The sequence below is a fragment of the Streptomyces sp. NBC_01244 genome, from assembly GCF_035987325.1.
In the GTDB taxonomy this organism is placed as follows: domain Bacteria; phylum Actinomycetota; class Actinomycetes; order Streptomycetales; family Streptomycetaceae; genus Streptomyces.
The window spans coordinates 3,814,229-3,835,543 of record NZ_CP108488.1 but is presented as its reverse complement, the minus strand read 5'-3'; the positions used below and the strand labels follow the sequence as shown (position 1 = coordinate 3,835,543).

General features: G+C 72.3%; 17 protein-coding genes. 8 read left to right on the top strand and 9 right to left on the bottom strand.

Annotation, left to right across the window (positions count from 1 at the left end; genetic code table 11):
• The first annotated feature begins 4 nt into the window (after positions 1–4).
• Both OG247_RS16995 and OG247_RS16990 read left to right on the top strand, forming a co-directional pair.
• Entirely contained in the window at positions 5–655 is a 651-nt protein-coding gene (locus OG247_RS16995; protein ID WP_327253048.1) for a hypothetical protein, read from the top strand.
• Between the two features lie 114 nt (positions 656–769).
• Positions 770–1,852, top strand: a complete 1,083-nt coding sequence (locus tag OG247_RS16990) for an NDP-sugar synthase (RefSeq protein WP_327253047.1) — start codon at positions 770–772, stop codon at positions 1,850–1,852.
• Positions 1,853–1,915: 63 nt separating this feature from the next.
• Here the strand turns inward: OG247_RS16990 and OG247_RS16985 are convergent, their stop codons facing one another.
• Positions 1,916–3,277, bottom strand: a complete 1,362-nt coding sequence (locus OG247_RS16985) for an LCP family protein (RefSeq protein ID WP_327253046.1) — start codon at positions 3,275–3,277, stop codon at positions 1,916–1,918.
• A 187-nt stretch (positions 3,278–3,464) separates the two neighbouring features.
• Here OG247_RS16985 and OG247_RS16980 point away from each other — a divergent pair, with 187 nt between their 5' ends.
• Entirely contained in the window at positions 3,465–4,007 is a 543-nt protein-coding gene (locus OG247_RS16980) for an acyl-CoA thioesterase (RefSeq protein WP_327253045.1), read from the top strand.
• A 94-nt stretch (positions 4,008–4,101) separates the two neighbouring features.
• Positions 4,102–4,914 (top strand): SGNH/GDSL hydrolase family protein, encoded by an 813-nt coding sequence (locus OG247_RS16975; protein WP_327253044.1) that lies wholly within the window; start codon positions 4,102–4,104, stop codon positions 4,912–4,914.
• Between the two features lie 54 nt (positions 4,915–4,968).
• Here OG247_RS16975 and OG247_RS16970 read toward each other — a convergent pair whose 3' ends face one another.
• Complete coding sequence (locus tag OG247_RS16970) at positions 4,969–6,498, bottom strand: LCP family protein (RefSeq protein ID WP_327253043.1); 1,530 nt, start codon at positions 6,496–6,498, stop codon at positions 4,969–4,971.
• A 141-nt stretch (positions 6,499–6,639) separates the two neighbouring features.
• On the opposite strand from OG247_RS16970, the gene OG247_RS16965 reads away from it, so the two are divergent.
• On the top strand, positions 6,640–7,665 hold the full coding sequence (locus OG247_RS16965) for a glycosyltransferase family 2 protein (RefSeq protein WP_327253042.1): 1,026 nt from the start codon (positions 6,640–6,642) through the stop codon (positions 7,663–7,665).
• 74 nt (positions 7,666–7,739) lie between these two features.
• On the opposite strand, the gene OG247_RS16960 is transcribed toward OG247_RS16965, so the two are convergent.
• The 4 genes from OG247_RS16960 to OG247_RS16945 form a co-directional block, all read right to left on the bottom strand.
• Positions 7,740–9,437 carry an LCP family protein gene (locus OG247_RS16960; RefSeq protein ID WP_327253041.1) on the bottom strand — a complete coding sequence of 566 codons (1,698 nt, stop codon included), beginning with the start codon at positions 9,435–9,437 and terminating at the stop codon, positions 7,740–7,742.
• A gap of 101 nt (positions 9,438–9,538) precedes the next feature.
• Positions 9,539–11,281 (bottom strand): LCP family protein, encoded by a 1,743-nt coding sequence (locus OG247_RS16955; RefSeq protein WP_327253040.1) that lies wholly within the window; start codon positions 11,279–11,281, stop codon positions 9,539–9,541.
• 222 nt (positions 11,282–11,503) lie between these two features.
• A complete protein-coding gene (locus OG247_RS16950) occupies positions 11,504–12,745 on the bottom strand; it encodes an LCP family protein (RefSeq protein WP_327253039.1) in 1,242 nt (413 codons plus the stop codon).
• A 179-nt stretch (positions 12,746–12,924) separates the two neighbouring features.
• Positions 12,925–13,674, bottom strand: a complete 750-nt coding sequence (locus OG247_RS16945; protein WP_327253038.1) for a TIGR03089 family protein — start codon at positions 13,672–13,674, stop codon at positions 12,925–12,927.
• 149 nt (positions 13,675–13,823) lie between these two features.
• Here OG247_RS16945 and OG247_RS16940 point away from each other — a divergent pair, with 149 nt between their 5' ends.
• Both OG247_RS16940 and OG247_RS16935 read left to right on the top strand, forming a co-directional pair.
• Entirely contained in the window at positions 13,824–15,269 is a 1,446-nt protein-coding gene (locus OG247_RS16940; RefSeq protein ID WP_327253037.1) for a peptidoglycan recognition protein family protein, read from the top strand.
• Positions 15,270–16,197: 928 nt separating this feature from the next.
• Complete coding sequence (locus tag OG247_RS16935; RefSeq protein ID WP_327253036.1) at positions 16,198–17,109, top strand: DNA-3-methyladenine glycosylase family protein; 912 nt, start codon at positions 16,198–16,200, stop codon at positions 17,107–17,109.
• A gap of 28 nt (positions 17,110–17,137) precedes the next feature.
• Here the strand turns inward: OG247_RS16935 and OG247_RS16930 are convergent, their stop codons facing one another.
• The 3 genes from OG247_RS16930 to OG247_RS16920 all read right to left on the bottom strand — a co-directional run bounded on the left by OG247_RS16930 (position 17,138) and on the right by OG247_RS16920 (position 20,049).
• Positions 17,138–18,442 carry a coenzyme F420-0:L-glutamate ligase gene (locus OG247_RS16930; protein WP_327253035.1) on the bottom strand — a complete coding sequence of 435 codons (1,305 nt, stop codon included), beginning with the start codon at positions 18,440–18,442 and terminating at the stop codon, positions 17,138–17,140.
• Positions 18,439–19,398, bottom strand: a complete 960-nt coding sequence (cofD, locus tag OG247_RS16925) for a 2-phospho-L-lactate transferase (protein ID WP_327253034.1) — start codon at positions 19,396–19,398, stop codon at positions 18,439–18,441. The genes OG247_RS16930 and cofD overlap by 4 nt, the downstream gene beginning before the upstream one ends.
• 105 nt (positions 19,399–19,503) lie before the next feature.
• A complete protein-coding gene (locus OG247_RS16920) occupies positions 19,504–20,049 on the bottom strand; it encodes a cysteine dioxygenase (RefSeq protein ID WP_327253033.1) in 546 nt (181 codons plus the stop codon).
• Positions 20,050–20,708: 659 nt separating this feature from the next.
• Between OG247_RS16920 and OG247_RS16915 the strand changes: the two genes are divergently transcribed.
• A complete protein-coding gene (locus OG247_RS16915) occupies positions 20,709–20,972 on the top strand; it encodes a WhiB family transcriptional regulator (RefSeq protein ID WP_112450237.1) in 264 nt (87 codons plus the stop codon).
• The last annotated feature ends 343 nt before the right edge of the window (positions 20,973–21,315 follow it).

Below are 21,315 nucleotides of genomic sequence, written 5' to 3'. Positions count from 1 at the left end.
CAGGATGTCCGTAGAAGGTCACATAGCGGGGATGCTCCAGCAGATCGCCCGCCAGCAGGACATCGTCGAGATCGCCCCGCAGGGCACCGCGCAGAAGGCGGCCGCCCTGGCGCACGCGGCGGAGCAGTACGGCTACACGTACGGCATCGCCTACCGGACCGGGTTCAAGAACTCTCTCGTCCAGGTCCGGATGCACCGGGACCCGCGGCCGGACGCGCGCGTCCGCGAAGCGGCCACCATCACCGCCCATCCGCGGGCGGGCAACGGCGGGACGGTGCCGGGGCTGGGTCAGGGTTCGCTGAAGCCGCTCCCCGGGGCGGTCGGCGCCGTGGCCGTGCTCAGGGACCTCATCACCTTCGACGTGATGGCCATGTACATCGCCGACCGGAGCCTGAAGGTGAAGATCTACTCCGCCTGCGCGCTCCTGACCGGCCTCATGCTCATCGAAAAGCCGCCGGTCGAAGCGCTCGTCTCCGGCGCGGCGCTCGCGCTGCTCATCACCGTGGCGTTCAAAGTGGGCGTGGTCCGCCGCGAGAAGATCACACGGAGGCTGACGGCCGCCGGGTTCATCGTGGTGCACGACGAACAGGGCCGCCGGCGATTCCTGGGCCCCGGGCAGCAGTTGCCCGGCCACGCCAACCCGTTCGCCGCCTGAGGCCCTGGCCTGCGGCGAAGACGGTCGCACACATCGGGCACCTGCCCCCTGGGGATCCCCCGGATGGGCTAAATTTGGACCTTCGTACGCCGGAACCGGTTGGGGAGAACGCACATGACGGAAGCGATCCTGCTGGTCGGCGGACAGGGGACGCGGCTGCGCCCCGTCACGGTGAACACGCCGAAGCCGATGGTCCACACGGCAGGTGTTCCCTTCCTAGCCCACCAGATAGCCCGCGCCGCCGCCGCAGGCGTCACGCACATCGTGATGGCCACCTGCTACCTCGCCGAGGTCTTCGAGCCCTACTTCGGGGACGGGTCGGACTTCGGCGTCCACCTGGAGTACGTGGTCGAGGACGAGCCCCTCGGCACCGGCGGCGCCATCCGCAACGCGGCGCGGCTGCTCACCGGCGGCCCGGACTCCTCCGTGCTCGTCTTCAACGGGGACATCCTCACCGGCCTGGACATCGCCGGGCTCGTGGAATCGCACAAGGCGGCCGACGCCGACGTCTCCCTGCACCTGGTCCGGGTCGACGACCCGCGCGCCTTCGGCCTGGTCCCCACCGACGCCCAGGGGCGGGTGCTGGCCTTCACCGAGAAGCCGCAGACGCCCGAGGAGATCATCACCGACCAGATCAACGCCGGCTGCTACGTCTTCCGGCGCAGCGTGATCGACACGATCCCGGCCGGCCGGTCCGTTTCCGTGGAGCGCGAGACCTTCCCCGGTCTGCTCGCCTCCGGGGCCACCCTGCACGGGGTCACCGAGAACACGTACTGGATGGACCTCGGCAAGCCGGAGGCGATCATCCAGGCCTCCGCCGACCTGGTCCGCGGTGTCGTCCCCTCCCCGGCCGTCCCCGGACGCCGCGGCGAGTCCCTCGTCCTGCCCGGAGCCCACGTGGCGGCCGGGGCCAAGCTGTCGGGGGGCACCGTCGTGGGCGCCGGGGCCCGCGTCGAGGCGGGCGCGGTCGTCCAGGGCTCCATCGTGCTGGCGGACGCGGTCGTCGGCCCCGACGCCCAGGTGTCCGCCAGTCTGATCGGCGCCGGCGCCTCGGTGGGCGCGCGGACCGTGGTGGACGCCGCCGTCATCGGTGACGGAGCCGTCGTGGGCGCCGACAACGAGCTCCGCGCCGGAGCCCGGGTCTGGTGCGGGGCGCGGCTGCCCGACGCGGCGATCCGGTTCTCCTCCGACGCCTGAGCAGCGGCGGGCGCCCCTTGCCGGGGCCGGGGTGCCCCGGCAAGGGGCGCCCCGCCTCCGTGATCAGTTCCCGCGGACGGTGACCTTCTCGTCCTTCTGGATCTGCTGGACCAGCTGCTTCACCTTCGCCTTGTCCCAGACGAGGTTGCCGCCGCGCTGACCGGAGATCGGCATGTTCATGGACACGCCGTCACCGCCGCTGATGCCCTTCATCGCGAAGAACATCGACCCCATGTCGTACAGGCCCATGTCCTTGTCCACGATCAGCGTGTCCAGACCCGCGCCCAGCACCGGGTACAGCGAGAACGGGTTCAGGATCGTCGTCGGGGTCGCCGCCTGGCCGGCCAGCGCCGACAGGAACTTCTGCTGGTTCTTGGTCCGCTGCAGGTCCGACTCGGCGAAGGCGTAGCGGGTCCGTACGTAGGCCAGCGACTGCTCGCCGTTCAGCGTCTGGGTGCCCTCCTTGAAGTCGGCCCCGGACTTCTCGTCCTTGAACCCCTTCTCGATGTTCAGCTCCACCCCGCCCAGCGCGTCCACGATGTTCGCGAAGCCGGCGAAGCCGATCTCCGCGTAGTGGTCGATGCGCAGGCCGGTGTTGAACTCCACCGTCCGCACCAGCAGCTCCGGGCCGTCCTCGGCGTAGGCCGCGTTCAGCTTGGTCCGCTTGCCCTTGCCCGGGTACTTCGTGCCCGAATCCGAGCCGACGAAGGACGGGATCTCCACGTCCGAGTCGCGCGGCAGGGAGATCATCGTGTTCCCGCTGGAGCACTTCGCGAGGATCATCATCGAGTCGGTGCGCTTGCCCTCGGCCGAGCCGGTGTGGAGCTTCTTCTTGTCCTCGGCGGACATGCCCTCACGGCTGTCGGAGCCCACGATCAGGTAGGTCGTGCAGTCGCCTTCCTTCGGGCGCTCGATGACCTTGGAGAGGTCGACCTCGCGGCGCACGTTGGAGTCGGCCCAGAAGTACGTGCCGATGCCCGTCACGAGCAGGCCGGAGACCAGCACGATCGAGCCGATCTTGATCCGCCTGCGCCAGTCCGGGGCCGGTCCCGCGGGCCGGGCCGGGCCGCCGGGGCCACCCGGTCCGCGCCCGCGCGGCCCGGCGGGCGGGCGGCCGCTGCCGCCGCCGTAGACCTGGCCGGTGTTGTAGCCGCTGTCGAAGCCGCCGCCGGCGCCACCGCTGTACGAGCCGTCCTGCTGCGGAGGCACGTAAGGGGCCCCGGCCGGCGGCTGGGCCGGGCGGCGCGGGGGCTGCTGGGGCTGCACCGGCTGCTGCCGGGACGCCTGGGGGCCGGGACCGGGCCGCTGGACGTGCCTCATCCGCCGCGCGCCTTCCGGCTCCGCCTGGCCGCTGCCGCGGCCGTACCCGTCATCGCGGCGGCCGCGCTGGTCCTGCTCGCCGCTCCACCCGTCCCAGTCACTCATGTGCCCAAGAATGCCTGGCAGACAGGTACACGGAACACCCCCGGCGGCTCTTCGTACCGGTGCTGTTGCAGAGCTGATGCCCGCGGACCGCACTTGGGGCGTGTCTTTCGGATCAGGCCGGGCCCGCGGCACCGGACACCGCGGGCTGACCCGGCCTGATCCAAAAGGCACGCCCTAAGCTGTCTCCATGACAGAGATACCGGGCGAGCCGGTGGGAAAGCCGATCTCGGCTTCCCGCACCACCCTGAGCCACATCATGACCGCCAACGACACCAACCTCCTCGGCACGGTGCACGGCGGCGTGATCATGAAGCTGGTGGACGACGCGGCGGGCGCCGTGGCCGGCCGCCACTCCGGGGGCCCGGCCGTCACCGCCTCCATGGACGAGATGGCCTTCCTCGCCCCCGTCCGCGTCGGTGACCTCGTCCACGTCAAGGCCCAGTGCAACTGGACCGGCCGCTCCTCCATGGAGATCGGCGTACGGGTCCTCGCGGAGCGGTGGAACGAGTCCACCCCCGCCACCCAGGTCGGCAGCGCCTACCTCGTCTTCACCGCGGTCGACGCCGAGGGCAAGCCCCGTCAGGTCCCGCAGGTGATCCGGGAGACCGAGCGGGACGAGCGGCGCTACCAGGAGGCCCAGATCCGGCGCACCCACCGGCTCGCCCGCCGCCAAGCCATCCGCGACCTTCGGGAAGAACGGACCGCACAGGGGCTGGACGCCGACGTCTAGTCCGCCCCCGTCTCCCCGCGTTCCCCGTGTACCCCGCGTTCCCCGTGTTCCCCGTGTTCCCGCGCCCGCGCCGCCGCCCCACCCGGAAGGCCTCATGAATCGCCGCTCTGCCGTGTTCGCAGGCGTCGCCGGACTCGCAGGTCTCGCCGTGGCGGTCCCGCTGCTGACGGCGGCCTCCGACCAGAACCCCACCCCCGCGGTCCCGCCGTCCCCGACCGCCTCCCCCGAGGCCTCCTCCGGCACGCGCCCGCCCCGCACGGTCCGCGTCATGCCCCTCGGCGCCTCGACCACCGCGGGCGTGGGGAGCTCCGACTTCGGCGGCTACCGGCTGCCGCTGGGGCGCCTGGTCGCCGGCCACTCGGGGTACGCCATGGACTTCGTGGGATCCCGGGCACAGGGCCCCATGGACGACAACGAGCACGAAGGGCACCCCGGATACACCGTCGGCCGGATCCGGGCCGGCGTCGACCGGTGGATCGCGGCCGCCAAACCGGACGTGGTCCTGCTCCACATCGGCCTCAACAACCTGAACCGCGGCGGCGACCCCGACCGGGCCGCGGACGAGGCCGAGGACCTGGTCGACCGGATCTTCACCCTGCGCCCGGGGGCCACCGTCATCATGCAGGGCCTGGTCCCCTCGACCCCCGGCTCGAAGGACCAGGACATCTCCGAGCCGATCGCGGCCTACAACCGGCGCCTCAAGCAGATCGAGGCACGGGAGCAGGGGGCGGGCCGGCACTTCACGTTCGTCAAGGCTCCCTGGCTGACACCCGCGGAACGGGCGGACGCCTCCATGCCCGCCGAGCTCGCCGACGGCCTGCACCCGAACGACACCGGGTACGCGAAGGTGGCGGACGCCTTCTACGGAGCGATGGAGCGGGCCCACGCGGACGGCTGGTTCGGCTGAGGCCCGGCGGCTCCGGCTCCGGCTCCGGCTCCGGCCGCGGATGCGCAGGCCGGGTCAGCCGCCGCCGCAGACCACCTGGTCACCGGTGACCACACCGAACTCGCCCTGGTACGGATCCTCCGCGCGCACCGCCACCACCTTGCGGTAATCGGCGCCCGCGATCACCACGACGGTCCGCCCCTGCCCCCGCACGGCCCGCATCTCACTGCCGGGAAGCGCGGTGGACACCGTACGGGCCGACCGATCCCAGCGCGGGTCGTACGTGATCACCGTGCGCTTGACGTCCCGGCTCGCGCCGTTCCCCGGGGCCCGGGTGGTGTTGAAGCCGGTGGCGCGCAGCGCCGAGTCCACCCGGGTGCCCAGCCCGTCGATCCGGGTGCCGTTCTCCACCTGGACCCGGACCCGCCCCGGGGGCACGTCCACCGGCACCGCCGGCTGCCGGCGCACCGTCCGTCCGGGGGTCGCGGCCGGGGGCGGGGCCATCGGCCGGTCCTCGCGCAGCGCCTGGAAGAGCTTGGCGGCCTTCCCCTCGTCCCATTTCACGGTCGAGCCGATGCCCTTGACCGCGAAGGAGGGGTTGCCGACGGGCACGGAGGCGAACTCCGAGGAGGACGGGGTGAAATCGCGCATCGCCTGCCCGAGCGCCAGCATCTGCTCCGAGCCGAACCCCCTGTCGGCCCGGACCGAGCTCAGCAGGGTGGAGCTGACCTGCTTGAACTTGACGGGGTTGAGCAGCACCCCGCCGCCGGTGGCCTGCTTGATCAGCGCGGCGATGAACCGCTGCTGGCGCTGCATCCGGCCCAGGTCCGAGGCCCCGTCGACATGGCGCGAGCGCACGTACTGCAGGGCCTGGCCGCCACTGAGCCGGTGGGTGCCGGGGAGCAGGTCGAGGCCGGTGTTGGGGTCCTTCATGGTCTTGGCGGTGCAGATCTCCACGCCGCCCATGGCGTCGACCGTCTTCATGAAGCTGGTGAAGTCGACTTCCAGGTAGTGGTCGATCTTCACGCGGGTCATGTTCTCGACGGTGCGCACGGTCAGCTGGGGCCCGCCCTCGGCGTAGGCGGCGTTGAGCTTCACGGGGTGGGCCCCGTGCGGTTTGCCGCTGGAGCCGTCCACGTGCGCGGGCAGCTCCACGAAGCTGTCGCGGGGGAGGCTGACCACACTGGCCCGCGACCGGTCCGCCGAGAGGTGGACCAGCATGACGGTGTCGGTGCAGTGGCAGGGCGCGCCGCCCAGGCGGTACTCGCGCTTCTCCTCGGCGGTGATCTTGTCGCGGCCGTCGGTGCCGACGAGCAGGAAGTTCACCCCGTGCCCGGCCTGGGGGCGGTTCTTCATGTCCTTGAAGGGGTCCACGCGCTGGATCCCGGTGTCCAGCCCGGTCATCACGGCGTGCCCGAGGGCCCCCGATCCCAGGACGAGCACCGACAGCCCGGCGGCGATCCGGACCCCCCAGCGGGGTCTGTCCGCCGGCCGGCTCCCGCCGGCCCGCGCTCCGGCCGCACCGCCTGGCCGCGGCGCGCGCTGCGACGGCCGGGCGGACCGGGCGGGCAGGGCGGGTCGGGTGGGACGGTGCGGCTGGGGCACGGGGGACACCTCGCACGTTCGGCAGATTCGTCAGAACAGTAGGTCCATACGATCAGCCGTTGTCCGTACTGCTCATCCGGCGCGCACCCGGGTCCCCCGTACGCGGTAACGTGACACCGATACCCGACCTTGAAGGACCACATGCCCGCCCAGCAGCCCGCAGTCTCGGTGATCATGCCGGTACTCGACGAGGAGCGCCATCTGCGCGACTCGGTCCACCACATCCTCGGACAGGAGTACGGGGGTGAGATGGAAGTGGTGATCGCCCTCGGGCCCTCCAAGGACCGTACCGACGAGATCGCCGCCGAGCTGGTACGCGAAGACCCCAGGGTCCACACCGTCCCGAACCCCACCGGCCGTACCCCCGCCGCCCTCAACGCGGCCATCCAGGCCTCGCACCACCCGATCGTCGTGCGCGTCGACGGCCACGGCATGCTCTCCCCGAACTACATCGCCACCGCGGTCCGTCTCCTGGAGGAGACCGGCGCGCAGAACGTCGGCGGCATCATGCACGCCGAGGGCGAGAACCCCTGGGAGGACGCCGTCGCCGCCGCGATGACCTCGAAGATCGGCGTCGGCAACGCGGCCTTCCACACCGGCGGCAAGGCCGGCCCCGCCGACACCGTCTACCTCGGGGTGTTCCGGCGGGAGGCCCTGGAGGCCGCCGGCGGGTACAACGTGGAGTTCATCCGCGCCCAGGACTGGGAGCTGAACTTCCGCATCCGCGAGGCCGGCGGGCTGATCTGGTTCTCGCCGGAGCTGAAGGTCCAGTACCGACCGCGGCCCTCGGTGCGGGCGCTCGCCAAGCAGTACAAGGACTACGGGCGCTGGCGCCACGTGGTGGCCCGCTACCACTCGGGCTCCATCAACCTGCGCTACCTCGCCCCGCCCGCCGCCGTCTGCGCGATCGCCGCCGGTCTGGTCGTCGGAGCCGCCGTCACCCCGTGGGCCTTCCTCCTCCCGGCGGGCTACCTCGCGGCGATCACCGCCGGCTCCGTCCCGGCCGGAAAGGGGCTGTCGCCGGGGGCCCGGCTGCGGATCCCCGTCGCCCTGGCGACCATGCACATGTGCTGGGGCTACGGCTTCCTGACCAGCCCGCGCTCGCTCGCCGCCAAGGTCATCGCGAGCCGCCGCCCGTCGGTGAGCCGGGACGCCGCCGAGCTCTGAGCCCGCGTACACGAAAGGGGTGACCCGGTCCGACGAGGACCGGGTCACCCTTTTCGGTGTGTGGAGGCGTCAGATCACCAGCGGAACGGCTCGTAGATGTCCATGCAGCTGGTGTCCGTGCCGTTGAGCACGTCGGCCGACTCCGGGACGTCGCCGGCCTCGGGCGGCGCCTGCTGCGGGTAGACGGTGCCCTCGCGCCAGTCCGCGCCCACCAGCACCGTGATCTTGGCCGCCGTGGCCGACTTCTGCACGGAGGTGCCCGGGATCCCGAGCGCCGCGGCCACGCTCTGCGCGTCGGCCGCCTGGGCGTCCGTGGCATAGCGGACGACGGTCGCCTTCTCGGGGGTGAGCGCGCCGTCCGCCTTGGCCAGGGTGAACCCCTTGGCGACGAGCTGGCCCGCGATGGCCGTGGCCCGCTTGCCCACCGGCTGCGCCCCGACACCCGTGCCGTTGACCACCTGTACGGCGATCTTCGCGGGGGCGGAGGCCGGCGGCGCGGAGGACGGCTGCGGGGTCGGCGCGGGGGCCGACGGCGATCCGCTCGCGGCCGGCGCCGGGTCGCCGTTCTTGTCCATGGCGACGTCCTTGCGGAGCAGCTCCCACACCTTCGGGGCGTCCGTGGGGTTGACGATCAGCCGGTCCTTGTCCCAAGGGGCCGGCAGCACCGGGATCGTGGCCGTCGTGAGGCGGTTGACCGGCACCTCCTTGAGCAGCAGGGCGAGGTCGAGGAGCTTCTTGACCGACCCGATCTCCTCCGACACCTGCAGCGCCTTCGTCGCCGCCTCCGCCAGGCCGGTGAGGCGCGGGAGGTCGGTGAAGGCGTTCTGGCCCTTGAGGCCGCGCATCATCGAGTTCATGTACATGTGCTGCGCCTTGGCGCGGCCCATGTCACTGCCGAAGGCGTGCCGGGTGCGCAGCCACTGGAGCGCCTGCTTGCCCTGGATCCTGGTGGTGCCCGCCTCCAGCTTGAGGCCGGAACCGCCCGTCCCCGACCCCGGCTTCGACTGGTCGAAGACGTTCTGGTTGACGCAGACGTCGACGCCGCCGATCGCGTCGGCCATGCTCACGACACCGGTGAAGTCGATCGTCATCCAGTGGTCGATGTAGATGTTGGACAGCTTCTCCCAGGTGGCCAGGGTGCAGCCGGCACCCCCGCGCCCGAAGCTCTCGTTGATCATCGCCTTGACGGCCTTGAACTTCTCGCCCGTCTTGGGGTCGGTGCACTCCGGGATGTCCACGATGGTGTCGCGCGGAACGGAGGTCACCGAGGCGTTCTTCCGGTCGGCCGAGATGTGGATCAGCATCTGTACGTCGGCCCGTGCGGAGCCGACGCTGTCCGAGGCCCCGCCGAGTGCCTCGTTCTCCGGCTTGTCGCGGCTGTCGGAGCCGAGCATCAGGATGTTGATCGGGCGCCGGCCCGCGGCGTCGGCCTCGGTCCTGGCGACCCCGCTGTCGCCGCTCAGGCGCTGGCCGCTGCGGATGTTGCCGTTGAGGTGGCGGTAGTAGAGGTAACCGGCCGCCGCCGTCACGAGTATGAGCAGCGCCACGATGGAGGCCGCCCAGCGCAGTACGCGGCGTCGCCCCCGCCGGGTCGGCCGGTTGCCGCTGCCACTGCCGCTGGCACCGCCGCTCCCGCGACCGGCGCGGCGGTGACCGGAGCCCGACCTCGGCGCCGGTACGGCGCTGGTGGCCGTCGGACGGGTGCCGGCGCCGGATATGCCGTCGCCGGCCCGGTCCGGCGCCCCCTCCCCTTGCACGCTGCTGTGCCTCACGCGTCCCCCATCACGATCACTCTGTGTCGGTAGTGTGCCGGTCCGCCGCGTTCCGGCACGTCATTTCGTGACCGCGGAGAGCCGGTCGGCCCTCCTGTCGGTCACTTGGCGCAGACGGACTTGTCCGCCTCTACCCGCTGGACGCCCTCGGGCGCCTGCTGTGGTGCCGTCATGGAGACCCCCGCCCCCTTGAAGTCCGCACCGAGCGTCAGCTTCATCGGTGTCTTGGGGGCGGCGTCGGCCGTGCCCATCTTCAACGCCGTCGCCGGCAGGCCCATCATGTCCGCCAACGCCCTTGCCTGATCGGCCTGGTTGGGCGCGTACTCCAGCTGCGTGGCATCCACCTTGGCGGGCGCGTTGCCCAGGTTGCTGGACTTGAGCACCCCCTCGGTGTTCTGCAGCCAGGTCAGCGTGCCGGACGCGGACCCGGCGGGCCCGCCGCCGTTGAGGATGTCCACCCGGACGTCCTTGGCCGCCGCTCGGGGGCCCTGCACGAGGGCGTCCAGCTTGGCCTTCGCGTCGGCGTTCGCCGCGTCCTTGGCGGCCTGTTCCTTCTTCTCGACCTCGGTCAGCGAGACGTCGCCCCGGATCATCTGGAGCAGGGGCTCCGCCTCCGCCTGCTTGACCACCACGGTGGCCTTCGCGTGCGGCGGCTCCGCCGGATTGTCGATGACCGGGAGGGTGGTGAAGGTGATGTTCTTGAGGTCGATGCTCTTCAACTCACCCGCGAGGTCGGTGAGTTTGCCGATCGACCCTATGCCCGAGTCCACGCTCAGCGATTTGGTGGCCGCCTCGGCGAGGGAGAGGAACTTCTTCGGACTGGTCAGGGTCTCCTTCGACTTCATCTCCCGCATCATCGAACCCAGGAACTGCTGCTGGGTCTTGATGCGGTCGAGGTCGCTGCGCTGGCCGAAGGCGTGCCGGGTCCGCACGAAGGCCAGTGCCTGCTCGCCCTGCAGCCGGTGCTCGCCCGCCGTCAGCTTGAGCTTGGAGTCCTTGTCGTTGACGTCCTTGGCCACGCAGACCGGCACCCCGCCGACCGCCGTGCTCAGGTTCTTCACCGCGTTGAAGTCGGCCATCATGAAGTGGTCGACCTGGATCCCGGTGAGCTCCTTGACCGTGCGCATCGTGCAGCCCGGGTCGCGGCCCGCCTGCCCGAGGCTGGTGTTGAAGCGGGCCCCGCGCTCGCCCGGGATGTCCTTCGTCGAGCCGTCGGGCTGCTTCGTGGGGCAGACCGGCAGGTTGGTGATCAGGTCGCGGGGGATGGACAGCGCCGTGGCGTTGGAGCGGTCCTTCGAGACGTGGAAGAGGATCGTCGTATCGGCGTGGCCGACACTGCCGGCGTCTCCGTACCCCTCGTTGCCCGCGCCGCTGCGCTTGTCCGTGCCGATGACGAGGATGTTGATCGGCTGGTCCTTCTTGAAACCGCCGCTCGTGCCCGCGTCACCGATGTCGGTGACCCTGATGTTGCCGTTCAGGTGCTCGTAATAGAGGTACCCCGCCACCGAGCCGCCGACCAGCAGCACCGCCAGGGTCCCGCCGGTGATGGTCAGGGCCCGTTTGCGGCCCCCGCCGCCGACTTTGCGCGAACGCCCGCCGCGCCGGCCGCCGCCGGGCGGGGGACCGCCACCGCGGCGCGGTCCGGGGACCGCGGGGGACGGGGCCGCGGGGGAGCGGGGGGGAACGGGGGCCCTACGGGGCGCCGCGCGGGGGACGGAACGCTGCGAGGGTGCTTGCGCACCGGCATCTTCCAGTCGCAGCTCGTAGTTGCCGGTGCGGGGGTTGAGTACCCACTGGTCTGCGGGGTCGATCTCGTCGGCCCGTCCACGGCTTTGCGCATCCACGGTTTGCTCGAATCCTCCGTCGGTGCTTCGCGACGCGCCTCCCCCAGGCGCACGGTCAACGATCCGGCTGCTGGCACACGGCCTCTGTACTGGTCGGGCGCCGGATCGCTCACCTTATCCGGACAGGTTCGCCGCAAACCATGCTGGTGATGAATTCCACGCACTTACAACGGGGCAATCGCCTCAACAAGCTCGGTCCGGACTCCGGCTTTTGGGATTGCTTTACCGGCAGTCGGCCACGCCGGCCGTGGTACCGGTGAAAGTGGGGACGGGAGCGGAGGGCTCCGCGGTTCCCGGGTCGTCCGTTCCGGGGCGCCCCCCGTCCTCGGCCGCCGCCTCGTCCCGTTCCCCGTCCGGCCGGGAGACCGGAGCGGGCGTGGCCGTGGTCTTGGGCGCGGGCGGGGCGATGGTGAGCGGCTGGTCCGCCCGCAGCCGCCGGAAGAGCTGGGTCGCGTCCGGCTGGCGCAGTTCGTCCCGGTTCGCGTCGGCGGCGTACGGCCGGCGCGGCACCGTGAGGAACTTGATCTGGTCGGTCGGGATGTCGCGTACGCCCCGGACCAGTTCGTACAGCCCCCGCAGCGAGGCCAGCCCCGGGTCGGTGGTCACCGAGGAGGTCGCCGCGTCCAGCAGCGGGTACAGCCGCGCCGGATTGAGCAGCACGCCATTGCTCTGCACCTTCTTGACGAGCGACCCGAGGAACGCCTGCTGGCGCTCCATCCGCTCGGTGTCACTGCCGTTGCCCAGGCTGTGGCGGGCCCGTACGAAGCCCAGCGCCTGCTCGCCCTGCAGGGTCTGCCGGCCCGCCGGCAGCTTCAGCTTGGCCTCGGTGTCGTCCACCGGCCGCTTCAGGCAGACCTCCACCCCGCCGATGGCGTCCACCATCTTCTTGAAGCCGTTGAAGTCCAGCACCATGTGGTGATCGACCCGGATCCCGGTCATCGCCTCGACCGTACGGATCGTGCAGGCGGTCCCGCCCCACTCGAAAGCCCAGTTGAACTGGGCGAACTGCTCCCTGGTGCGGTTGCCGTCCGGCTCCAGGCAGGCGGGTATCTCCGTCATCAGGTCCCGCGGTATCGACACCGCCGTCGCACTCTTCCGGTCCGCCGGCAGGTGCAGCAGGATCGTGGTGTCCGAGCGCTGGGTGCCCTGGTCCTGTCCGTACGGGGCATTGCCCGCACCGGTGCGCGAGTCGGAGCCGATCAGCAGGATGTTCTGCGCGCCGCCCGCCAGGTGGGCCGGGCGCTCCTTGTCGTAGCGCCGCAGCTCGGCGGCGGCGGAGGTGTCCTCGGCGATGTTCCCGTCGAGCTTGGAGTAGATCCACCAGCCGGTGCCCGCCCCCACGACGGCCAGCACACCGGTTCCGAGCCCGATCCAGCGCAGCAGCCGGCGCCGCCTGCGGCCGTTCGGAGGCTTCCCGCCTCCGGCCGCATCGGTGCCGCCCGGTATGCCCGCGCTGTCCGTCACTCGCGTTCCGTCCCCTCACCCGAACCGGTACGGGCCGTACGGGTGAGTACGGCCTGTGCCGATCCTGCCCCCGGGTGATCGATGCGGCCCGGGGGCGCGGCCCTGTATAGGGCCATGTGGGTGACAAATCGCCCAGATCCGGCATTGGGCGCTGTGGGTGACGGCGGGGTCGGGCCGGATCAGGCCGTGTGGGTGACCCGTTCGCTCTCGATCCGCTGGGCCAGCGCCCCGTCCGCCAGCCCCTCCGCATTGCGGCACAGCACCACGGAGCCGCCCGTGGCCAGGGCCGCGTAGAGCCCGGCCGAAAGCCCCTCCCAGCTGTCGTAGCCCTGCCGGGACAGCACCCGCGCCCCCTCGCCGAAGCCGAGCTTCGCCGCGTCCTCGCGGGCCCGCTCGCAGACCGCCGCGCAGGAGAGCTCCTCGCCGCCGACCACCAGCCCCGGGGCGTCCGCGTCCACGGGCTGGAAGGGCGCGAAGCGGTCGCCCTGCCCCGGCACCTCCACGGCGTAGTCCGCGAACCCGGCCGGCGGCTGCGGGAAGCGCCCGCCCAGCGGCCGCAGCGCGAGCGCCACCCGCTCTCCGGAGCACGCGGAGGCCTCCTCCAGCGTGTCCGGCCCGCTCACGACGAGGTCGGCGTCGCCGGGATCCCCGCCCACCTCCACCACGACCCCGACGGAGGCGCAGGCGAGCAGCCACACGGCGCTCTGCCAGTGCGCGGGGAGCAGCAGGGCGAGCCGGTCGCCGGGCTCGGCGCCCAGGTCGCCCTGGAGCAGATTGGCGGTCTTGGCCACCCAATTGGCGAAGGTGGCGACGGACAATTCGACGCGCTCGCCCGTGGCGTCGTCGTAGAAGGTGACGAGCGGGCGGCCGGGATCGGCGGCGAGCGCGGATCGCAGCAGGTCGGCAGGGGTGCGGTCAGTGGCGTTCACGGACCAGAGCCTACGCGGGGCGGGCCGCGCCCCTGCTCCGTACGGCCGCAGCACGATCCCCCGTACGGAGGAGGGGTATCGGGGTGGTGCCGGACGGTACGTCAGTTCTCGGATGGCGCCCGCCTCCGGGAGTACTCAGCATCCTTTCCATGCGTGCATTCCTTGCTTCCTCCATCGGCGTCGCGACGGCTGCCGCACTGGCCCTGCCGCTCGCGCTCTCCTCTCCGGCCCTCGCCCGCCCGGCCGCGGCGCAGCCATCGGTCGGGGCGGGCCCGGCAGCCCCCGGGGCCCCCGCCGGATCCACCCAGTCCCTGCCGCTCGTCCCCGTGGGGCCCGCCGCGGACCGCACCCCCGGGGTCCCCGGCATGAGCACCTCACCCCGGCTGCCCGAGACACGGGGCCTGTCGGCGCGCGAGGTCAAGACCTTCTCGCTGGTCGGCGTCGTCTGGGACGACGCGAGCACCCAGTTCGACGGCCGCGTCCAGGTCCGCACCCGCTCCGTGGCCACCTCCGCCTGGTCCGAGTGGCAGGACGTCGACACCCACAACAGCGAACACGCCGCCGACCCCGACACGGTCGAACGCGGCTCCGGCCGGGTCCGCGGCAGCACCGCCCCCCTGTGGGTCGGGCAGTCCGACGGCATCGAGGTCCGCGTCCAGGCGGAACCGGGCGGCCGCGTGGTGAGCAGCGGCCTCCCGACGGGCATGCGCATCGAACTGGTGGACCCGGGAGACACGACCGGCCCCCAGTCGGACGCCAAGAACGCCAACACGTCCGACCCGGCCACGCCGGATCACCCCGTTTCCCCGGTCGACGACGACAAGGGGGAGCTGGCCCTCCTCCCCGGCATGACGATGGAGATGGCGGAGTCCTCCTCCGCCAACGTCCCCATGGCGCCCTTGGGCGCCCAGGAGATCCCCGCCCTCAACAAGGCCGACTCCACCGCCGACGCCGTCCTCGCCGACGAGGCGCTCGCGGCCGCCCCGTACATCGGCCCGCGCCCGAAGATCGTCACCCGGCTGGGATGGGGCGCGGACGAGAGCCTGCGCGAGAAGGGCTTCGTCTACACGAACACGGTCAAGGCCGCCTTCGTCCACCACACCGCCTCGGGCAACAACTACGCCTGCAAGGACGCCCCGGCCGTCCTGCGCAGCCTGTACCGCTACCACGTGGTCAGCAGCGGCTGGCGCGACATCGGCTACAACTTCGCCGTCGACAAGTGCGGCACCGTCTACGAGGGCCGGGCGGGCGGAGTCGCCAAGGCGGTGCTCGGCGCGCACACCATGGGCTTCAACACGGACAGCATGGGCGTGGCGGTCATCGGCACCTTCGCCTCCACGGCTCCCCCCAAGGCGGCGGTCGACGCGGTGGCCCGCCTCACGGCCTGGAAGCTGGGCCTCTTCGGAGCGGACCCCCGCGCGAAGACCACCCTCCGCTCGGGCGGCGGCAACCTCTACGCGAAGGGCAGCAACGTCCGCCTGAACGTCATCTCGGGCCACCGCGACGGCTTCGCCACGGAATGCCCCGGCCGCCACCTCTACACCCAACTCCCCCCCACCCGAACCGCCTCAGCCAAACTCCAGGGCCGCCCCTAGCCGCGTTCCTTCTTCGACGCGCCGCACACCTTTTCGACGCGCCGCTCGCGCGGTGCGGCCCTGGCGGGCCTTACCGGCTTCGCGCCGCTGCGCCGGACGCACCTTTTCGACGCGCCGCTCGCGCGGTGCGGCCCTGGCGGGCCTTACCGGCTTCGCGCCGCTGCGCCGGACTCCGTCCGGCGGTGGTGGGTCGGTGGTGCCGCCACTGCCGTCCCGGGGCGGGGTCCGGTGGGCGGGTGCGGGTGGTCCGGCCTGCGGGGCGGGGTCCCCTACCCGCCCTTCGCCCGTTCCCCGGGCTTCGCCCGGACCCGTCTCCGGGGGGCGCCGGCCCCCGGACCCCGAAGCCTCAAACGCCGGCGATGCCGGGGGATCGCGGCGGGGACAACGAACCGTGTTGCAGCGCGCCGCGCAGGCCGTGCCGCGCAAGCCGTGCTGCGCACGCGTGCAATCCGGCGTCGCCCAAAATCCAGCCCCGCCGGCGTTTGAGGCGCGGGGTCTGGGGCGGAGCCCCAGGGGGTCCGGGCGGAGCCCGGGGAACGGTGGAAGGGCGGGTAGGGGACGGCCCCGCAGGGCTACGCTCAAAGACATGGCCGGCCGCTACGACCCACTCACCCGCACCGCGATCCGCGGCGGCCGCACCCAGGTGCCCCCACCGCCCCCGGCCCCCGCCCGAACGGGCCAGGCACCTGCCCCGGCCCCCGGCCAAGACACAGGCGAGGCCGCCGACCAGCCTCCCGGCCAGGTTTCAGGCGAGGGCGCAGGGCAAGGCGCAAGCAGGCCCCTAGGCCAAGACACAGCCGAGGGCGCAGGCCGGCCCCCCGGCCACGGCACACCCACACCCACGGCCCCGGCCCGGGACACCCGCCAGGGCGCAGCCCAAGCCCACCCCACCCACCAGAAGACCCGCACCTGGACCCCATCCGCCCCCGTGGACCTGGGCCTCACCCTCGGCCCCCTCCGGCGGGGCCCCGCGGACCCCACCTTCCGCATCACCCCGGGAGCGGTCTGGCGGGCGACCCGGACCCCCGCCGGGCCGGCCACGCTCCGCGTCACGCGGGACGGGGCCGAGGTGGTCGCCACCGCCTGGGGACCCGGCGCCGACTGGATCCTCGACGGCCTGCCCGAACTGCTCGGCTCCGCCGACGACCCGGCCGCCTTCGTCCCCCGCCACAGGCTCCTGCACGCCAGCCACCGCCGCCGCCCAGGCCTGCGCCTGACCCGCACCGGCCTGGTCCTGGAGTCCCTGATCCCCACGGTCCTGGAGCAGAAGGTCACCGCCGACGAGGCGTACCGCGCCTGGCGCCGCCTCGTACGCCAGTACGGCGAACCGGCTCCGGGCCCGGGCCCGGGTCCGCTCCCGGACGCAGGCGGCAGCGGCCACGGCCACGGCCACGGCCTCTACGTCATGCCCGACCCCCGCACCTGGACCCTCATCCCCTCCTGGGACTGGCACAAGGCCGGGGTCGACTCCAAGCGTTCCGCGACCATCGTCCGCGCGGCCCGCCGCGCCGCCCGCCTCGAAGAGGCCGCCCTCATGGACCTGCCGGAGGCCACCGCCCGGCTGGAGGCGATCCCCGGCGTCGGCCCGTGGACCTCAGCCGAAACGCTCCAGCGCAGCAACGGCGCCGCGGACGCCGTCACCACCGGTGACCTCCACCTGCCCGGCATCATCGGCTACGCCCTGGCCGGAGACCGGGACGCCGACGACGCCGCCATGCTGGAGCTCCTCGCCCCCTACGCCGGCCAGCGCCACCGCGCGGCACGGCTGGTCCTCCTGGCCGGCGCCGCCCCGCCCCGCCGGGCCCCCCGGATGCCCCGGGGCGACATCGGCAAGCTCTGAGGCCTGTCACCCGGCCGACCCCGGAGGGTCACCGCACCTCGATGAACTCCTCCGCCGACCGCCCGGCCCGCTCCGCCGGAGCGACCGCGGCGTGGCCCACGGCCACCGCCCCCATCGGATCCCAGTCCTCCGGAAGCCCGAGCACCTTGCGCACCACGTCCCGGCAGAACATCGTCGAGGACACCCACGCCGAGCCCAGCCGCTCCCCGGCCAGCGCGACCAGGAAGTTCTGTACGCCCGCGCCCATCGCGACGACGAACATCTCCCGCTCCGCCGCGTCCCGCCGGGCGTGCCCGTAGTCGTGCGCGCCGTCCATGACCAGGCAGGGCACCACCAGGTAGGGCGCGGCCCGCAGGACCTCGCCCCGCCGGACCCGCTTCGCGATGGACTCCTCGGACTTCCCGTCCCGCCGCAGGTCCTCGATCCAGGCGTCCCGCATCGCGTCCAGCAGCTCCAGCCGCGCGCCCGCCGACTCCAGCAGGACGAACCGCCACGGCGTCGTGTGGTGCGGGGCCGGGGCCGTCACGGCCGCCGCCACTGCGCGCCGGACCGCGCCCGGGTCCACGGGCTCGGCCGTGAAGGCCCGTACGGTACGCCGCTGCGTCACGGCTTCCCGTACCGCCTCCGAGGTGCCCAGCCGGAACATGTCGTCGGCCGGCGAGCGCACCAGGTCCGCGGCCGAGGAGCCCTCGCCCAGGACGTGCGCCAGACCGCGCACCACCGCCACCGGCAGGCCCTCCGCCTTGCCCTTGACCAGGTCGCCCGCGGCGGCCAATTCGTCGGCGGTCGCGACGATCGTCGCGCTCAGCGGGTTCCCGTGGGCATCGGTGCCCCCGCGCAGGTCGTCCAGGACCCGTACGCCCGCGGCGCCGATCGCCACGTCGGTGAGCCCGGTGCGCCACGGCCGCCCGAAGGTGTCCGTCACGATCACGCCCACGTCCACGGAGAGCAGTTCCCGCAGCCCGGCCCGGATCGCGGCGGCCGAGGCGTCGGGGTCCTCGGGCAGCAGCAGGACGGTGCCGGCCTCGGTGTTCGAGGCGTCGACCCCGGCCGCCGCCATGACCAGCCCCTGCCGGTTCTCCACGATCCGCAGGGTCCCCCGGCGCGCGACGACCCGTACGGTCTCGGCGTCTATCGCCGCCTCGCGTGAATCGGCGCGGACGATCCGGCCCTCCGCTTTGGAGACGACCTTCGAGGTGACGAGCAGGACGTCGCCGTCCCGCAGCTCCGGCCCGGCGGCAGCGATCAGCGCCGCCAGGTCGTCGCCGGACCGCACCTCGGGGATCCCGCCGAGGGCCCGGACCTCGTACGAGGGCCCGTGCGGGGCGGTCACCGGGAGGCCTCCGCCAGTTCCAGCGCGGCCCGCGCCATCTCCGCCGTGGCGGCCAGGTCGGTCATCATCAGCGGTACCGCGCGGCAGGTGATGCCGGCGGCCTCCACCTCGGCGACGGCGTCCGCGTCGGCGGTGTCGACGAGCCAGCCGTCGAGCAGCCCGGTGCCGTAGTGCAGGGCGACGGCGGCGGCGGTGGACTCGACGCCGACGGCGGCCAGCACCTTGTCGGCCATCCCGCGCACGGGAGCGCCCCCGACGATGGGGGAGAGGCCCACCACGGGGGCCGTGGCGGCGGCCACGGCCTCGCGGATGCCGGGTACGGCGAGGATGGTCCCCACCGACACCACCGGGTTCGACGGCGGGAAGAGGATCACGTCGGCGGCCGCGATGGCCTCCAGGACGCCGGGCGCGGGCTTGGCCTGTTCGGCACCCACGGGGACGACGGCCTCGGCGTCCACCGCGGCACGCATCCGGACCCAGTACTCCTGGAAGTGGATGACCCGGCGCTCGCCGGTCTGGGAGTCGGTGATCGCCACGTGGGTCTCGACGCGGTCGTCGGACATGGGGAGCAGCCGGACCCCGGGCTGCCAGCGGTCGCAGAGGGCCTCGGTGACGGCGCTGAGCGGGTAGCCCGCACCGAGCATCTGCGTACGGACGATGTGGGTGGCGAAATCGCGGTCACCGAGGCCGAACCAGGTCGGTCCGACCCCGTACGCGGCGAGTTCCTCCTTGACGGTGAAGGACTCGTCGGTGCGGCCCCAGCCCTGGTCCTCGTTGATGCCACCGCCGAGGGTGTACATCACGGTGTCCAGATCGGGGCAGACCTTGAGCCCGAACAGGTGAATGTCGTCACCGGTGTTGCCGATGACCGTGATGTCCGCGTCGGGAACCGCGGACTGGAGACCTCGGAGGAAACGGGCGCCGCCGATGCCGCCGGCCAGAACAACAATGCGCATGCGGGACAGTCTGTCAGCCGCGGGCCGGCCGCCGAGGGGCGGTGGTCGGGTGACGGGTGGGACGGGCCGGGCGTCGTGAGGCAGACGGGAGTTTGACGACAGGCGCTAGACGGAGAGGGCCTCGGGCCGGGCCGGAGAGCAGCTGTGCATCGGCATCCGGGTCAGGCCGGGGAAGTACACGTGCAGGCTGACAGCCCCGTCGAGGCTGTCGTTCTGCACCTCGTGGGCGTAGCCGGGGGCGAAGACGCGCTGGGAGCCGGCGCCGAGGGTGAGCCGGCCACGGGCGGTGTGCTCGGTCAGCTCGCCGTCCAGGACGGTCAGCACGCCGGAGGAGGCGCCGTGGTCGTGCAGGCCGCTGCCCTGGCCGGGGACCCAGCTGAGCAGCCAGACCTCGTAGCCGGGGCCGGTGCGCAGCCGGTGGTACCAGCGGGTCGTGGCGTCGTACCGGACCAGGTGCTCCCACTCGGAGCGGTCGGCGGCGATGGAACGCGCGAGGCCCACGAACTCGGCGACGGTGGCCGGGTGCTCGCGGGCGGGCTGCAGGAGGTGCTGGACGGAGAGGATGTCGCCGGCGATCTGGAGGTCGCTCTCGACACGCGCCGGGGCGATGGCTGCGGCGGTGGTGGCGTTCAGGGTGCTGGTGCTGTTCATCGGGGGGTTCCTCGACGGATGTCAGTCGTGCGGCGGCTGCTGTGGGGGCGAGCTGGAGCTCAGGGGAGCCGGAGCTCCCGAGGCATCAACAGCTGCAACAGCAACAGCGAACCTGGGCAGCGCACAGGAACCCACGAATGGGGGTCCAGGTGGCGGCTGAGGGCGCTGACATGGCTACAAGAAGACCGGGTGAGGGGCCGGACTGTCAACCCAATGTCCGATTTGGTGGAAAAGTTTCACCTCATCCGGTTACCGTGCCCGGAGAAAGGTTTGTGCAGTCCGTGTCAGGGGATGTGGCGCTTCGAGTCGTGCCGCATCCCGCTGTTGCGGCTCTCAAACCCGCAAAACCGTGCGATGTCTCTCTGTGGCTGAAATGTGATCTGCGCCGCTTCTTCGGCTGGATCGGAACCCCACCACAGAGTGACGCGTCGGCTACGGGGGAGGGGGCCCCGCGGATGAGGCCTGTGGCATGTGTCACGATTTTTGGCGATATGAACACTTTCTGCATAGGCTTGGTTCCGCAGAGTGAATAAGGGGCCCAATAGCAGATCTCGGCTTGACTGCGCTGGAGCCCCGCACTTGTAATTTCACTCGTGTCGTTACGTAGCGATGAGTGACGGCATGACCACGGGGACGCACAGACAGAGCGAGGGGCGCACATGACCGAGCTGGTTCAGGAACTGCTGGTCGAGGAGGCGGACGAAGAGCTCGGATGGCAGGAGCGAGCTCTCTGCGCCCAGACCGACCCCGAGTCCTTCTTTCCCGAGAAGGGCGGCTCGACCCGCGAGGCCAAGAAGGTCTGCCTCGCCTGCGAGGTCCGCTCCGAATGCCTTGAGTACGCCCTCGCCAACGACGAGCGATTCGGCATCTGGGGCGGCCTGTCCGAGCGCGAGCGACGACGCCTGAAGAAGGCCGCCGTCTGAAGCGCCCACGGCGCGCACCGAACGGCGCCCACGGCAGGGCCCGCGGTACGGCCCGCGGTACGGCCCACGACATATCCGGCGACATATCCGGCGTCCTGTCCGGCGGTACACCCGACGGCATAGCCGCCTGTACACCCGGCCTCACGCACGGCAGCGGCCACAGTGCACGCATCGGCACAAAACGCAGTACAGCGAACGGCACGAACAGCACGGCATCGAGCAGAGCAAACGGTCCGCCTCCCGCACCTTCCCCGCAGGAGGCGGACCGCTGTGTTCCCAGCCGTTAGGGTGGGGCGCTGTCCAGCAGCCTCCGAGGGCACACCACCCCCGGACCCCCGGCCGG

What these genes read in the sequence shown, in the direction of transcription:
- OG247_RS16995 (WP_327253048.1), top strand. Translation starts at nt 5, where the DNA reads ATGTCCGTAGAAGGTCACATAGCGGGGATGCTCCAGCAGATCGCCCGC.
- OG247_RS16990 (WP_327253047.1), top strand. Translation starts at nt 770, where the DNA reads ATGACGGAAGCGATCCTGCTGGTCGGCGGACAGGGGACGCGGCTGCGC.
- OG247_RS16985 (WP_327253046.1), bottom strand. Translation starts at nt 3,277, where the DNA reads ATGAGTGACTGGGACGGGTGGAGCGGCGAGCAGGACCAGCGCGGCCGC.
- OG247_RS16980 (WP_327253045.1), top strand. Translation starts at nt 3,465, where the DNA reads ATGACAGAGATACCGGGCGAGCCGGTGGGAAAGCCGATCTCGGCTTCC.
- OG247_RS16975 (WP_327253044.1), top strand. Translation starts at nt 4,102, where the DNA reads ATGAATCGCCGCTCTGCCGTGTTCGCAGGCGTCGCCGGACTCGCAGGT.
- OG247_RS16965 (WP_327253042.1), top strand. Translation starts at nt 6,640, where the DNA reads ATGCCCGCCCAGCAGCCCGCAGTCTCGGTGATCATGCCGGTACTCGAC.
- OG247_RS16940 (WP_327253037.1), top strand. Translation starts at nt 13,824, where the DNA reads ATGCGTGCATTCCTTGCTTCCTCCATCGGCGTCGCGACGGCTGCCGCA.
- cofD (WP_327253034.1), bottom strand. Translation starts at nt 19,398, where the DNA reads ATGCGCATTGTTGTTCTGGCCGGCGGCATCGGCGGCGCCCGTTTCCTC.
- OG247_RS16920 (WP_327253033.1), bottom strand. Translation starts at nt 20,049, where the DNA reads ATGAACAGCACCAGCACCCTGAACGCCACCACCGCCGCAGCCATCGCC.
- OG247_RS16915 (WP_112450237.1), top strand. Translation starts at nt 20,709, where the DNA reads ATGACCGAGCTGGTTCAGGAACTGCTGGTCGAGGAGGCGGACGAAGAG.